Here is a 13,636-nt window from a genome sequence, read left to right on the forward strand (position 1 = left end):
GCATTTCATTTACCCTTCTTCACCATGATCAAAACAAGCAGCAATAAATGTAAGCGCTTCCTAAATTGTAGCAAGATTCTGTCTTTTCAACAATCCTTAAACCTCAGGAAATTGAAAGTCATGAATTAAACAAAAAAAGTCCCAGTTAACTGGAACTTTCCTTATCCTAGCCTCCGCTTACCGGAGGAATAAAGGCTACAGTGTCTCCGTCTTTAATTAAATCACTATCATTTGCAAAGGATTCATTGACTGCTGTCATAACGCTATTTAAACCTTGAAGACCGTAGTTTTCCTGTACCCACAATTTTAATTCGCCCACCGTAAGGCCGCTTTTGTCAATTTTCATTGCAGCGGTACCGGCCTCATCCTGCAAATGAGCAAAAAATAAGATTTTAATCATTTGTTCCGCCCTCTTTCCTGGGTTTCCCCTCAGGGTATGGTGTTTGTTCAAGCTGATCGCCGATCCACATTGTTCCATCCTCCCAATGTTCTTTTTTCCAAATGGGAACAATCTGTTTGATCCGTTCAATCGCATATTCATTTGCTTCATAAGCTGTTTTCCTGTGCGGGGAGGATACAGCAATCACAACAGCTATATCTGAAATCTCGAGCTTTCCTATGCGGTGGGTAATGGCTGTTATTGCATCCGGCCATCGCTCTTTTATTTCAGCGCCAATTTGTTCAAGCATTTTAACAGCCATCGGTTCATAAGCCTGATATTCTAAATGAAGCGTTCTTTTGCCTTTTGTAAATTCTCTTACTGTGCCGATAAAGGCCGTAATGGCTCCAGCTTCTCTTCTTGCCACTTTATCCGTGACTTCATCAGCTGAAATTGGATTCTTTGTAATCTCAAAATATTCCTGACTCATGCTGATCCCTCACCATTTCCATGATGTAATGTATGTAGTTTTTTTCATCTTCAATATGAAAGATTGGAACTTGTAGATCTAAGTGATGAATATTAATCCAAGTAATGACGCAGATGATGCTGCTTAATTTCAAGAGAGAAAGATCATTTTCGTTTTTGATTAAAACGACTTTTGGAAATAGTTCTTTTTTATATCCCTCTATGAAAATTGTATCAATTGACATAGATTGATAGATTTCCACGAGCTTTGCAAGCGGCCATTTTTGATTGGCCATATACAGCTGCAGGAGACCATCCCCTTCAACCCCTGCCAGCACAGCTCCTGCTATTGAATGGCGATCACTGTCTTTAGCTGGAAGCCTCGGATCTGGGATGCCTCCATGGCCGTGATGTTTAATTGTACCTGTATGAAGGCTATTTTCTGCAGCTTTTTTTATGAGTTTTTCCATCAAAGTCGTTTTTCCAGAATTTTGATGCCCGGTTATTTGTATGACGGCACAATGTTTTCCCACGGCCACTCACTTCCCTTTTGATCATCCAATAATAGGACATCTGTCATCATGCCATCTTGATAGCCTCTCGTCCCGCCCGGCAGAACAATAAGGGCATTTGCTTCAGCTAAAGAGGAAACGGCACTTGATTTATCAAAGCCTGAAGGATGAACGGTCAGTCTTCCATCATCATAATGAAGCCCTGCCCTGACAAACCTTGTATAAGGATTAGCCTTAGGAAAATCCTTGCCCAAATAGGCTTTTTCTTTTCTTACATGCGGTGAACGGTGAAAATTGTGATGCCTGATGACCGGCCTGACAAACAATTCAAATCCCACAAAACAAGCGGATGGATTCCCCGAAAGCCCGACAAGCAATTTTTGACCCAGAGCAGCAACTGTTGTGACGCTTCCCGGCCTCATCGCAATTTTATTAAAGAGAACGTCTGCTCCGAGCTTTTCATAAATGGCCGGCAAATAATCATAATCACCCACCGACACGCCGCCTGTAGTAATCAATAAATCAACTTGATTTAGCGCATCTTTAACTGCAATGACGCATTGTTCAAGATCATCACTGAATTTTCCGAAATATTTTGCTTCCCCTCCTGCCCGTTCGATTTGAGCGAGAATCATATAGGAGTTGCTGTTGCGGATTTTTCCGGGCTGAAGCGGTTCATTTACTTCAAGCAGTTCACTTCCAGTTGCGAGCACTCCGATTACCGGCTTTTTCGCACATGGAACCTCATCATATCCGAACGTTGCAAGCAGCGCGGCAATACCTGGTGTAATAAAGCTTCCTTTAGCAGCCAATATAGTGCCTTTTTGTGTATCCTCTCCCTGAAACGAGATGTTTTCCCCGCTTTTTAAGGTGCGCTTTAATTCGAATCTTTTTCCTTCTGCAGCATCAAGCTCTTTCGTCAATTCAAGCATGACAACCGCATCAGCTCCTGCTGGTATTTGGGCGCCGGTCATAATCCTTACTGCTTGATTTTGGCCAACTCTTCCTTGAAAGACAGAACCTGCGCCAATCTCCCCGATCACTTCAAACACTCCTGGATTAGCTCTGGTAATCTCAGCAGTATCTGCAGCACGAACAGCAAATCCATCATATGGGGACCGGTCAAAAGACGGAACATCATGATCTGCGATTAAATCTTCAGCTAAAAAACGTCCGTATGAGTTTTCAAGAGGCACTTGCTCCGCTTGTCCTCTACTGGCATAGGCCATGACTTTTTGAACAGCGTCAGAAACTTTAATGGGTGTTCTTTTTTCTGCCAATCTGTTTTCTCTCCTCTCTGTCAATTATCCTCCGATATGAGACATCTCCACTTTATTCTGCCGGCCAGTCTCTCCTGTCCTTTCTTCAGAGTAACGGTCGCTTCGTTTGTTCCATATATCCTGAATGATAGCTGTCAGCTCCATATTGCTTTTTTCTGAACGGACCAGTTCTCTGAGATCTGATCCTTTTGAGGCAAAAAGACAGGTATAAAGCTTGCCTTCAGCCGATATCCGGGCACGTGAACAAGTTAAACAAAAAGAATCGGTCACAGATGAGATGATTCCGATCTCTGCAGATTGATCTTGATACTCATATCTTTCAGCGACTTCCCCTGGATAGTTTGGAGGTATCTTAATCAGAGGAAACCGCTCTTCTATCAAATTCAAAATTTCCCTTTTTGAAACAACATGGTCAAGCTTCCATCCATTTGAGTTCCCCACATCCATATATTCAATGAATCTGAGTGTATGTCCTTTCGCTTTGAAGTACTCGGCCATTGGAAGTACGTCCTCGTCGTTGATCCCTTTTTGAACGACCATATTAATCTTAACCTGTAAGCCCGCTGCAGATGCTGCTTCAATCCCGTCAAGAATCGTTTTTACCTTGCTGCGGCGGCCATTCATTTCGGCAAAGCGCTCTTCATTTAAAGAATCCAGACTTACCGTGACTCGTCTCAAACCTGCCTCGAACAGTTCAGCAGCAAACGCTTTTAAAAGCGATCCATTGGTCGTTAACCCGATGTCTTCAATTCCATCTACTGTTTTAAGCATCCTTATTAACACAGGAAGCTCTCTTCTGAGCAGAGGCTCTCCTCCTGTAAGGCGGAGTTTTTTAACACCCAAGGATGAAAAAATGACTGCTAATCTCTCAATCTCCTCAAAAGACAAGATTTTCTCAGATGACAAGAATGAATAATCCGGTCCGAATATTTCTTCCGGCATACAGTAGCGGCAGCGGAAATTACACCGGTCTGTGACGGAAATTCTTAAATCCCTGAGCGGCCGGTTCAATGAATCCAGTACAGAATTTTTCATATTCCTCGCCTCTCTTCTGTTATGTATTTTACATGCAAGCTTCAGAATATGCGAACTAAATGAAACAATCAGATATCTTGCGCGAGAATGATTCTTTGCGGATGTGTATAGACATTCAAAGAAGAATCTCTTATAAAACCAACGACCGTAATTCCAAGTTCTTCAGCCAGATTCAATGCTAATTCAGTTGGAGCTGATTTAGATAAAACGATTTCACATCCAATTTTAGCTGTTTTCATTAGAATTTCTGAAGAGATTCTCCCGCTGAATACAAGGATTTTATCACGAACGGAAATATTGTTTTTTAAACAGTGTCCATATATCTTATCCAGGGCATTATGTCTCCCGATATCCATTCTGCTTAACATCACGCCATTTTTATCACATAGAGCCGCATTATGCACGCCTCCTGTTTGATGAAAAACTTCGGCCTGACTTTGCATCTCTTTCATAAGGAAAAAACAAGTTTCAGGGGTTATTTGCACTTGAATGCCGTGCATTTTTTTCGCTGTCCTTGCATCACTGGCAAAAACAAAGCCTTGCCGGCTCATCCCGCAGCAGGAAGTGACATAGCGTTTATGTTGAAAATGCTGAAAGTAAGGATTGTCTCTCACTGTTTTGACATGAACAAATCCTTCCTTTTTCTGCATCCAGAGCTCTTTTATATCCCTGCAGCTTTGAATGAATCCTTCTGAGGCAAGATACCCGATTACCATGTCCTCAATAAATTCAGGCGAGCAGACCATAGTAACGAATTCTTCACCATTAACCTTAATCGTTACCGGATATTCTGTTACGATTGAATCCTCTTCCTTGGTAGCGTTGCCGTTAGAAATACGGAGAATCTTCCGTTTTATCTCGACTAGTTTCAAAATGGCTGCTCCTTTACCCCTTTTTTCTCCCATATTTACATTATGATAATCCAACTTCCGTTTTTTTGAAAGCATCAAAGCTAAGGGCCTTCCCACATATAGTGAGAAAGCCCTCTTTGCTTCATCCTGAAAATGGCTTCATATTCTTTCCGTAAAAAATTTCATCCATTTCAATTTTTAACCGGTCTGTAATTTCATTTCTCTCATTTTTACTGAGCTTGTCTTTTGTATAGCCAAATAAATAATTATTCAAATCAAATTCCTTCAGCTTGCATTTTGTATGGAAGATATTCTGAGGGTACACATTCACATCAATCATGTCATATGCGTCCTTCACATTATCCGGTATGTAATTTTGAATAGAATTGATGTCATGGTCAATAAAGAGTTTTTCGCCGTTTATATCCCTTGTGAACCCTCTTACGCGGTAATCCATAGTCATAATATCTGTATCAAAAGAATGGATTAAGTAATTGAGTGCTTTCAGGGGTGAAATTTCCCCGCAGGTTGACACATCAATATCTGCTCTGAAGGTGCTGATTCCTTCATTAGGATGGTATTCGGGATATGTATGGACGGTAATATGGCTTTTATCAAGCTGCATCACAACTGAGTCAGGAAGCGGACCTGGTGATTCTTCGTATGATTCATTAGGTACTTCAACAACTGGGCCCTCTGATACGAGAATGGTCACGCTTGCTCCCTGTGGAACATAGTTTTGCTGAGCAACATTCAGCACGTGTGCACCGATAATATCCGTGACATTTTTTAAAATTTTGGTTAAACGCTCGGCATTGTACTGCTCATCAATATACTGTATATAAGCTTCACGCTCTTCTTTTGTCTTTGTGTAGCAAACATCGTACATATTGAAGCTGAGCGATTTCGTAAGATTATTAAATTCATGCAGTTGAATCCTTTGTTCAGAAGTGAATTTCAAGGTTTTGTTCTCCCTTCGGTTTAGAAAAAATCTCTCTTAAGCTGCTGTGATTTTAATTGGTCTTATTGTTACTATATTACCCACTTTAGAAAGGAAGAAACAGTACGTACTGATTTTAGAAAAACATTTCTTGTTTAAACAGGATAGATTTTTAATATGGCATGGGATTTCGCCAATCCCTTTATCCTTGTACATTCATATAAATAGAGTATATGAATAAAAAAAGGAGATCTCTATATGTCAGGAAGAAAGAATAGGAAAAGAAGGGCCCGATGTATTTTCCCTGAATACAGATGGTGCGGGCCAGGGTGCAGCGGGCCAGGTCTTCCCATAAATGATGTGGATGCCTGCTGTCGAAGGCATGACCTCTGTTTAGACCGCGGGATTTCATCTTGTGAGTGCGATTATGCTTTTATTGAATGTCTTCGTCCAAAAATTAATAATCAAACGCAAAAAGGCAGAAATGCAGCACTTATGTATAAAGTAATGAAATTAAAAACACTGTTTACATGCGGCCAATAAAACCGCACTACATTCCTGCCCAAATCAACAATCTTCAAATATTCCATATGCTGTAATCATTAAACTCCATATATGGCTGCGGGGTGTCCTGTATGAAAGCAACTGAAAAAGAATTAGATGTCATCGGCGCATGGCTTATTGTGGCAGGCACACTCATCAATGCATCTGGAGAAAGCATGAATCTAATTGGCAAAGAAAAACTTTCTTATAAATTGACCGGCCCGGGCAACAGCATTGAAGCGGCAGGAAATATCCTTCAGTCAATCGGGAGAGCAGACCAGCCGGAAAAGAAAGTAAGCGTATTTGGCAGCTTGCTTCAGGCAGCAGGAAATTCAGCAAACGCCGCATCCAGAGCCTTCCTTCTTAATGATCAAAAGAGAGATGGCCATTATGTTGATGTCATAGGCAATGCGGTTCAGACACTCGGAGCGGCCGCAGAAGCACTCGGAGCTGCTGCCCAGAAGAATCTCACCTATTATGAACAGCTTACTGCTGGATATCTTTTAATTGCGGGCGGTGCTGCTGTAGATGGTGTCAGCGGCATTTATTTTTTAAAGGAGCTACCTGAAAAAGGAAGAGCGCTTAGTTGGTTTGCCGGATATCTTCAGGCTGTTGGCGCACTGCTTGCAGCTGACGCAATAACGTCAGAAGAATCATGATGCTATGACACAAAAATAGATAAAAAGACGCTGTCCAGAAAGTCTGTTTTCGCATAGTTTGTTGTTTTGGATTATACATGCTGCTCGTTTCTTTCCGCTGCAGGAACTTGCTTTCGGCGGTCCGGCTGGGAGCCTCTATTCTCCGCAGGAGTCAAGTTCCTGCAGCGTAGATCCACTTAAGATTTTCAACATACAGTCTAAAACAACAAAGTTTACGAAAAGAGCCTACAGAAAAAAGCAGGCAGGAAATAACATTTGCTTTTCCTGCCTGCTTTATTTTAGGGACTTATCGGGCAGAACCCTTTTCGTTTCCTCTCTTAAAATTTCCGGTAGCTTTAGCTAGAAGCAGCTGAATATCTTTTTCAGTTTCTGCTTTCTCTGCATTTGCAAGGAATTTAGCTGCAGCCTTCCCTTTCAAAACTTTTATTTGTTTTCCAGACCAATAAATTAGAACTGCTTGATCCTTAGTTATTTGATAGCTGAAAATCATATCATTTAACCTGTTTCTCTTATCGATATTTTTCATTCTTTTATTCTCCCTTCTTATTACATTCCTGCCATTCTTTGTTTAAACAATGGCAGTCCGGGTATTTAATGACTATAAATTCTTTTATTAGGAGGAGCGATTTGATGACCTGGAAAAAGAAATGCTTAACTGGCGGAATGACACTTGCTATCATGCTTGGCGGCCTGACCGCATGCGGTGATGGCGAACAGGATGAAATGAACGATGATGTTGAAGAAGAAGTGGAAGAAGAAACAGACGGTGATATCATAGATGAAGATAATCAGGAAATGGAGGAAGAGGGACAATGATGTCCCTCTCTTTTTATTGATCTCGTTCAATGGTCAAATTAGAGTGCCTCTTTTGCATTTGTGCGGCTTTTTTTCGATTTTCTGCTGATTCAAAAATGATATCAAAGTCGTAATCTTCCGGATAAAGCTCTTCAGCTGAAATATGAAGCTGAATTCGTTTATGATTGATAGATTGTTTTGTCCCTTTAACAAAGACCGTGTAGTTTCCGCCCTTATCTGGACCGCTGTATACAATTCCGTGCTCGTTTGTTGCTTTTAAAAGCACATTGTCTCCTTTTATAAAAGTCTGCACCTCTGCCTCTTTTGCTTTTGTTTGCTTCTTTTTGTAACGATTGACAGAAATTTGTTTATCCAGTTCTTTTTTTTCATATAGATCATATTGCTCTTTTCCGTACTTTTTTGTTTCTTTATACGTGATGGCATGTGCTTTCTCAATTAATTCCGGGTGCATGCCTAAACGGAGGGCAATGGAAAACGCCTGACTCTCCCCGCCTACGCCTATCTTAAGTTTATAGGTTGGCTGAAGGGTCTCTATATCAAAATCCATCGATCCATTTATGAACCCTTCTTCTTTTTCAGCGAAGTCCTTTATTTCACTGTAATGTGTCGTGGCAAGCAAGGTAGCACCTTTTTGATGAATTTTTTGAAGAATAACACTTGCAAGCCCCATACCTTCTCCCGGATCTGTTCCTGATCCTAACTCATCAAGCAACACAAGGCTATATTCATTTGTTTTCTTTAAAATTGAAATAATATTCGTCATGTGTGAACTGAACGTGCTCAAGTTTTGTTCAATGCTTTGCCCATCACCGATATCAAGCAGAATCTGCTGGTAAATGCCAATTGAGCTTTCCTTATCAGCAGGGATATGAAACCCGGATTGTGCCATCAGAACAAGAAGACCTACCGTTTTTAAAACTACTGTTTTACCGCCTGTATTCGGCCCGGTTATGACGAGGGCCTGAAAATCCTTCCCTATTTCAATGGTCAGAGGAACGGCTTTGCTTCCTAAAAGCGGATGCCTGGCATTTTTCAGGCTGATCATTTTTTGATCATGAACAGCTGGTGCCCTGCCGTCAATGACACGGCTGTATTTTGCTTTTGCAAATAATACATCATAATGCACCATCACTTCTATTGATTGAAGAAGCTGTTTTTCATGAGACTCTGCCAAGCCAGTTAAATAACTTAAAATCTTTTCCGCCTCCAGTTCTTCCTGTGACAATAATAGATTGATCTGATCCTGAACGGAAGCTGCATCTTCAGGTTCAACATAAAGTGTTGAACCTGATGCTGATGCATCCAGGATCGTTCCTCTAATTTTCCCTTTATATTCTCTTTTAAGAGATACACATAAGCGGCCGCCGCGTTCACTTACAATTGAGTCCTGCAAGTAGCTCTTATATTTCGGAGACTTGACAATGGAATTCAGTTTTTCTTTCAAACGGTCATTTGCAATGGCCAGCTGTTTTCTTACTTTTGACAGCTCTTTTCCCGCCATGTCGTCAACTCTGCCGTTTCGAATGCATCTGGTGATTTCTTCAGCGATCTCAGGAAGCTCTTCAATTCCATTTACATAAGAGGACACACGGGGTGCCAGCATTTCTTTATCTCTCATGAACCGTTTCATTTTCAAGCCGTCTTCTATAAATGACAGAAGCTGTGAAAAGTGATGCGGTCTTAAGGCAACACCTTTATTAAACTGCTTTACAATGATTTCAATGCCCTCAAGACCTGAAATAGGGACACTTGAACTTTTTTCCAAAATGGCTGCAGCTTCGTCTGTTTCTGACAAAAGTGCCTGAATTTGTTTTACATTTGACAGTGGCATAATGGCTAATACGCGCTGCTTTCCTGAATCTGTCATTGCATAAGTGCTGATTGTTTCTTTTATAGTAAGGTAATCTAAAACGTTCAATGTATGGTTGTTCATGTAAATATTCCTCCTTTAGTAACGAAAAAAAGCCGCAATGAACAAACGTTCATTGCGGCTGAAATGGTCTATAGAGCGCTTTTTCTCCATACTGCTCTCATCCTTTTTTGGACAAATAAAAAACTGTGCATAAAAACACAGCTGAGCAGGCACCTCTCATATGCTATGATTTGTTCTTAACTCATCGATCTGCGCATAGTTAAATAAGCATTGCAAAATCAGTTTTTTGCACGCCAGGCACAGTGATGACCGTATGAAATTACGGATTAGTTAAGAACGACACCTAACATATAACAAAACCCCTTTTTTAAGGATGATTGTATAGAGAATATAAAAGCTTACTTCAAATTTACTTCACTTTCCTTTTCTTGTCAAACCCAAATTTTATAAACCGTCATTTGAATTCTGAGCTTTCTTATTATAAGATGAACTACATCTAATATGAATTGATTATTCATATTTATACATCAATTTTAGGAGGTGCTGAAATGGAATTTACCCTAAGTCCCTTAGGTGATGCCGCTATTATTATTGAACTTGGAAAGATGATTGAAAATAATACTCATGAAAACGTTCAGCATGTCTTCTCCTATTTTGACCAGCATTCACCAGACTGGCTGATCGAATGCATTCCTGCATTTACAACGGTGACGCTTATTTATGATCCCATAAAAGCGAGCAGAGTGAATCGGGATTCCTATCCCTATCAGATTGTTTCAGAATACATATCAGAAACAATGAAAACGCTGGATAAAGTACAATCTGAGTCTGGAAGAACCGTTTTGATTCCTGTATGCTACGGCGGAGAGCTTGGTCCAGATCTGGAATTTGTAGCAGAACATAACAAGTTATCGCCCGAAGAGGTCATAAGCATTCATTCTGACAGTGAATATTTAGTGTATATGATTGGCTTCGCTCCCGGATTTCCTTACATTGGAGGAATGTCTGAAAAGATTGCAGCTCCGAGGATAAGTTCTCCTAGATTAAAAATTCCCGCTGGCTCAGTAGGAATTGCAGGAAGTCAGACAGGGATCTACCCAATTGAGACACCTGGCGGGTGGCAGTTAATAGGACAGACTCCTTTAAAGCTTTTTCAGCCTGAAAGGAAATCTCCAAGTCTATTAAAAGCCGGTGATGTTATTAGGTTCAAACCGATCTCATATGATCAATTTCTTGAAGAAAAGGAGAAAATGATATGACGATAAAAGTCAATAAATCAGGCCTTCTGACATCTATTCAAGATCTTGGCAGATATGGTTCTCAAAAGTACGGAGTGATCGCAAGCGGTGCAATGGATACCCTCTCCCATCGAATCGCAAATATGCTTGTCGGAAATTCAGAGAACGAGGCAGCCGTTGAAATGACGATGCTCGGAGCACACTTTGAATTTCAGTCAGATTCCATGATTTCTATTTGCGGCGGAGATTTATCTCCCATTCTGAATGACAGGCCTGCAAAAATGTGGAGGCCATTATTTGTGAAAAAAGGAAGCTTGCTCACGTTTGGAGGAGCTAAAAAAGGATGCAGAGCCTATCTTGCAGTCGCTGGCGGAATTGAAGTCCCTGAAGTGATGGGAAGCAAATCAACCTACCTAAGAGCAGGAATTGGCGGATATGAAGGAAGAGCCATCGAGAATGGGGATATATTATCTGTTGGAAAGATGTCTGAACAGTCCATTAAACTGCATGAAGCTCTTCATGACTCGGCACTATATTCAGAAATCGAATGGTCTGCATCTCCCGAATTTATTCCTTTCCTGCGAGAAGACGAAAGCGTGCGTGTTATAAAAGGAAGGCAATTTGAAGATTTTTCAGAGGAAAGCAAATCCATGATTTTCTCTGAAACGTTTAAAATAACACCCAAATCAGACCGAATGGGTTACCGAATGGAAGGCCCGAAGCTTACATTAGAAGACAAAACGGAAATGATTTCCGAAGCTGTCAGCTTTGGAACGATCCAAGTTCCTGCGGACGGCAACCCGATTATCCTGCTGGCTGACAGACAGACTACCGGCGGATATCCGAAAATCGCACAGGTCGCCTCTGTCGATTTGCCCTACCTTGCCCAATTTAAACCAGGTGAGGTTGTCCGCTTCAAGGAAATATCGCTTGAGGAAGCTCAGGAGCTGCTGATAGACAGAGAAAGAAGATTGCATCTGCTAAAACAGGGCATGCTGCTGAAATTGAATTAGGGAGCTGAAAGACATGCATAAGGTTGATTTAAACTGTGATATGGGAGAAAGCTTTGGTGCATATGTAATGGGAAACGATGAAGACATATTGAATTTCGTTTCTTCTGCCAATATTGCCTGCGGATTTCATGCCGGCGATCCTTCTACTATGAGAAAAACAGTTAAACTTGCGATTGAAAAAGGCGTTGGAATCGGAGCACATCCCGGTTTTCATGACTTAACCGGATTTGGAAGAAGAAATATGGACCTCACTCCGAGAGAAGTATATGATCTTGTTGTCTATCAAATCGGTGCTTTATCAGGCTTTGCGTCCTCTGAAGGAGGTTCTGTTCAGCACGTAAAACCGCATGGTGCCCTATATAATATGGCCTCAGTCAACAGCCAAATTTCAGAAGCCATTGCGGAAGCTGTCTACAAAGTTGATTCCAATTTCATTTTATTCGGACTAGCCGGCAGTGAGTTAATTAAAGCTGGAGAGAAATTGGGTTTAAAAACCGCAAATGAGGTTTTTTCTGACAGAACCTATCAGGACAATGGCACGTTAACTTCAAGGCGGGACCCGCGCGCTTTGATTGAGGATCAAGAAACGGCTGTAGCACAAGTAATACGAATGGTGAAAGATGGGAAGGTCACATCCCTTTTCGGCAAAGACGTGTCCATTAAAGCAGATACCATCTGTATACATGGAGACGGCGCTCATGCCCTTCAATTTGCTAAATACATATCAGTTGCCCTGCAGCATGCAGGAATAAGCATTGAAAAAGCTGGAAGTGTTCATGCTTAACAAAATTCAGGAGGTCTCACCATGAAAAAACAATCAAACTTTAGCCTGCTGCTTGGCGCAGCCTTTTTGATGGCAACTTCAGCCATCGGCCCTGGATTTTTAACCCAAACCACACATTTTACACAGCTTTTAGCTGCAAGCTTCGGCTTTGTCATTCTTATGTCCATTCTAATCGATATTGGTGCACAACTAAACATATGGCGAATAATTGCCGTATCTGAAAAACCTGCACAAGATATTGCTAACGCTGTTCTTCCTGGCCTGGGGTATTTCCTCTCTGTTTTAATCGTTCTTGGAGGTCTTGCTTTTAATATAGGAAATATAGGCGGTGCAGGTCTCGGAACTAATGTGATCTTTGGGGTTTCCCCTCAGCTTGGAGCACTTTTAAGCGGAATTGTTGCTATTGGGATCTTTTTAGTGCGCGAAGCTGGGAAAGTTATGGACCGTTTCGCTCAAATTATGGGCTTTGTCATGATTGCATTAACCATTTATGTCATGTTTTCTGCGCAGCCGCCTATTGGTGAAGCTGCCGTAAAAACAGTCATCCCTGACAAAATCGACTTTCTTGCCATCGTCACTCTTGTCGGAGGTACAGTTGGTGGATATATCACATTTGCTGGAGGTCACAGACTTCTTGAAGCAGGAATTAAAGGAAAAGCTGCTTTGCCTCAAGTGACAAAGAGCTCTATTTCAGCAATTGGTATTGCTTCCATCATGCGAATCTTCTTATTTTTAGCAGCACTTGGAATTGTCTCTCAAGGACTGCAGCTTGATCCCGCAAATCCTCCTGCTTCTGTTTTCAAGCATGCAGCTGGAAACGTCGGATATAAAATGTTTGGTGTTATCATGTGGGCTGCTGCCGTTACTTCTGTTGTTGGAGCTGCCTACACTTCCGTTTCCTTTATTCGAACGTTCAGCCCTGCGATAGAGAAATATCATAAGTGGTTCATCGTTGGATTTATAGCTGTTTCAACCGCTGTGTTTGTATCGATTGGACAGCCTGTAAAAATTCTGATCTTGGCCGGTTCTCTAAACGGACTCATCCTGCCGATTGCACTTGGAGTTATGCTGATCGCCGCACATAAATTTAAAATCGTAGGCGATTATAAACATCCAATGTGGATGACAATCTTTGGAGTCTTTATCGTCATCGCAATGGCAATTATGGGCGGATATTCTTTAATTAATGGTCTGCCGCAATTATTTAAGTAAGCTTTATCAAATGAATGAAGAACTTGAAAGGAG

The 13,636-nt window shown here is 41.3% G+C and carries 15 protein-coding genes; 6 read left to right on the forward strand and 9 right to left on the reverse strand.

All coding sequences use genetic code 11. From position 1 onward, the window contains the following. Positions 1–166: 166 nt before the first annotated feature. The 7 genes from moaD to speD all read right to left on the reverse strand — a co-directional run bounded on the left by moaD (position 167) and on the right by speD (position 5,486). Positions 167–400, reverse strand: coding sequence for a molybdopterin converting factor subunit 1 (gene moaD, locus GJU41_RS07820; RefSeq protein WP_154318236.1), 234 nt, complete (start codon positions 398–400; stop codon positions 167–169). Then, positions 393–869, reverse strand: coding sequence for a molybdenum cofactor biosynthesis protein MoaE (locus GJU41_RS07825; protein ID WP_070877431.1), 477 nt, complete (start codon positions 867–869; stop codon positions 393–395). Before GJU41_RS07825 ends, moaD begins: the two co-directional genes overlap by 8 nt. Then, complete coding sequence (gene mobB, locus GJU41_RS07830; RefSeq protein ID WP_224771369.1) at positions 850–1,380, reverse strand: molybdopterin-guanine dinucleotide biosynthesis protein B; 531 nt, start codon at positions 1,378–1,380, stop codon at positions 850–852. The genes GJU41_RS07825 and mobB overlap by 20 nt, the downstream gene beginning before the upstream one ends. Then, a complete protein-coding gene (locus GJU41_RS07835) occupies positions 1,350–2,639 on the reverse strand; it encodes a molybdopterin molybdotransferase MoeA (protein ID WP_154318237.1) in 1,290 nt (429 codons plus the stop codon). The genes mobB and GJU41_RS07835 overlap by 31 nt, the downstream gene beginning before the upstream one ends. A gap of 24 nt (positions 2,640–2,663) precedes the next feature. Then, on the reverse strand, positions 2,664–3,674 hold the full coding sequence (moaA, locus tag GJU41_RS07840; RefSeq protein WP_070877433.1) for a GTP 3',8-cyclase MoaA: 1,011 nt from the start codon (positions 3,672–3,674) through the stop codon (positions 2,664–2,666). A 68-nt stretch (positions 3,675–3,742) separates the two neighbouring features. After that, positions 3,743–4,546, reverse strand: coding sequence for a formate dehydrogenase accessory sulfurtransferase FdhD (gene fdhD / locus GJU41_RS07845; protein WP_070877542.1), 804 nt, complete (start codon positions 4,544–4,546; stop codon positions 3,743–3,745). Between the two features lie 121 nt (positions 4,547–4,667). Further along, on the reverse strand, positions 4,668–5,486 hold the full coding sequence (gene speD, locus GJU41_RS07850) for an adenosylmethionine decarboxylase (RefSeq protein ID WP_070877434.1): 819 nt from the start codon (positions 5,484–5,486) through the stop codon (positions 4,668–4,670). Positions 5,487–6,100: 614 nt separating this feature from the next. On the opposite strand from speD, the gene GJU41_RS07855 reads away from it, so the two are divergent. Beyond that, positions 6,101–6,667: a DUF6944 family repetitive protein gene (locus GJU41_RS07855; RefSeq protein ID WP_070877436.1), complete on the forward strand. Its 567-nt coding sequence runs from the start codon at positions 6,101–6,103 to the stop codon at positions 6,665–6,667. A 286-nt stretch (positions 6,668–6,953) separates the two neighbouring features. Here the strand turns inward: GJU41_RS07855 and GJU41_RS07860 are convergent, their stop codons facing one another. Continuing rightward, positions 6,954–7,193 carry a hypothetical protein gene (locus GJU41_RS07860; RefSeq protein ID WP_154318238.1) on the reverse strand — a complete coding sequence of 80 codons (240 nt, stop codon included), beginning with the start codon at positions 7,191–7,193 and terminating at the stop codon, positions 6,954–6,956. Positions 7,194–7,297: 104 nt separating this feature from the next. On the opposite strand from GJU41_RS07860, the gene GJU41_RS07865 reads away from it, so the two are divergent. Next, the gene (locus GJU41_RS07865; protein WP_070877438.1) at positions 7,298–7,483 is read left to right on the forward strand and encodes a hypothetical protein; all 186 of its coding nucleotides are present in this window, start codon (positions 7,298–7,300) and stop codon (positions 7,481–7,483) included. 13 nt (positions 7,484–7,496) lie between these two features. Here the strand turns inward: GJU41_RS07865 and GJU41_RS07870 are convergent, their stop codons facing one another. Then, entirely contained in the window at positions 7,497–9,416 is a 1,920-nt protein-coding gene (locus tag GJU41_RS07870; protein ID WP_154318239.1) for an endonuclease MutS2, read from the reverse strand. Positions 9,417–9,904: 488 nt separating this feature from the next. On the opposite strand from GJU41_RS07870, the gene pxpB reads away from it, so the two are divergent. The 4 genes from pxpB to GJU41_RS07890 are packed head-to-tail and all read left to right on the forward strand — an operon-like array spanning position 9,905 to position 13,603. Continuing rightward, positions 9,905–10,615, forward strand: a complete 711-nt coding sequence (gene pxpB, locus GJU41_RS07875; protein ID WP_070877440.1) for a 5-oxoprolinase subunit PxpB — start codon at positions 9,905–9,907, stop codon at positions 10,613–10,615. Next, entirely contained in the window at positions 10,612–11,607 is a 996-nt protein-coding gene (locus GJU41_RS07880) for a 5-oxoprolinase subunit C family protein (RefSeq protein WP_070877441.1), read from the forward strand. The genes pxpB and GJU41_RS07880 overlap by 4 nt, the downstream gene beginning before the upstream one ends. Positions 11,608–11,620: 13 nt before the next feature. Further along, positions 11,621–12,391: a LamB/YcsF family protein gene (locus tag GJU41_RS07885; RefSeq protein WP_070877442.1), complete on the forward strand. Its 771-nt coding sequence runs from the start codon at positions 11,621–11,623 to the stop codon at positions 12,389–12,391. Positions 12,392–12,412: 21 nt separating this feature from the next. Then, entirely contained in the window at positions 12,413–13,603 is a 1,191-nt protein-coding gene (locus GJU41_RS07890; RefSeq protein ID WP_154318240.1) for an NRAMP family divalent metal transporter, read from the forward strand. Positions 13,604–13,636 lie beyond the last annotated feature (33 nt).

It is taken from the genome of Metabacillus idriensis (genome assembly GCF_009674765.1).
GTDB lineage: Bacteria > Bacillota > Bacilli > Bacillales > Bacillaceae > Bacillus_P > Bacillus_P idriensis.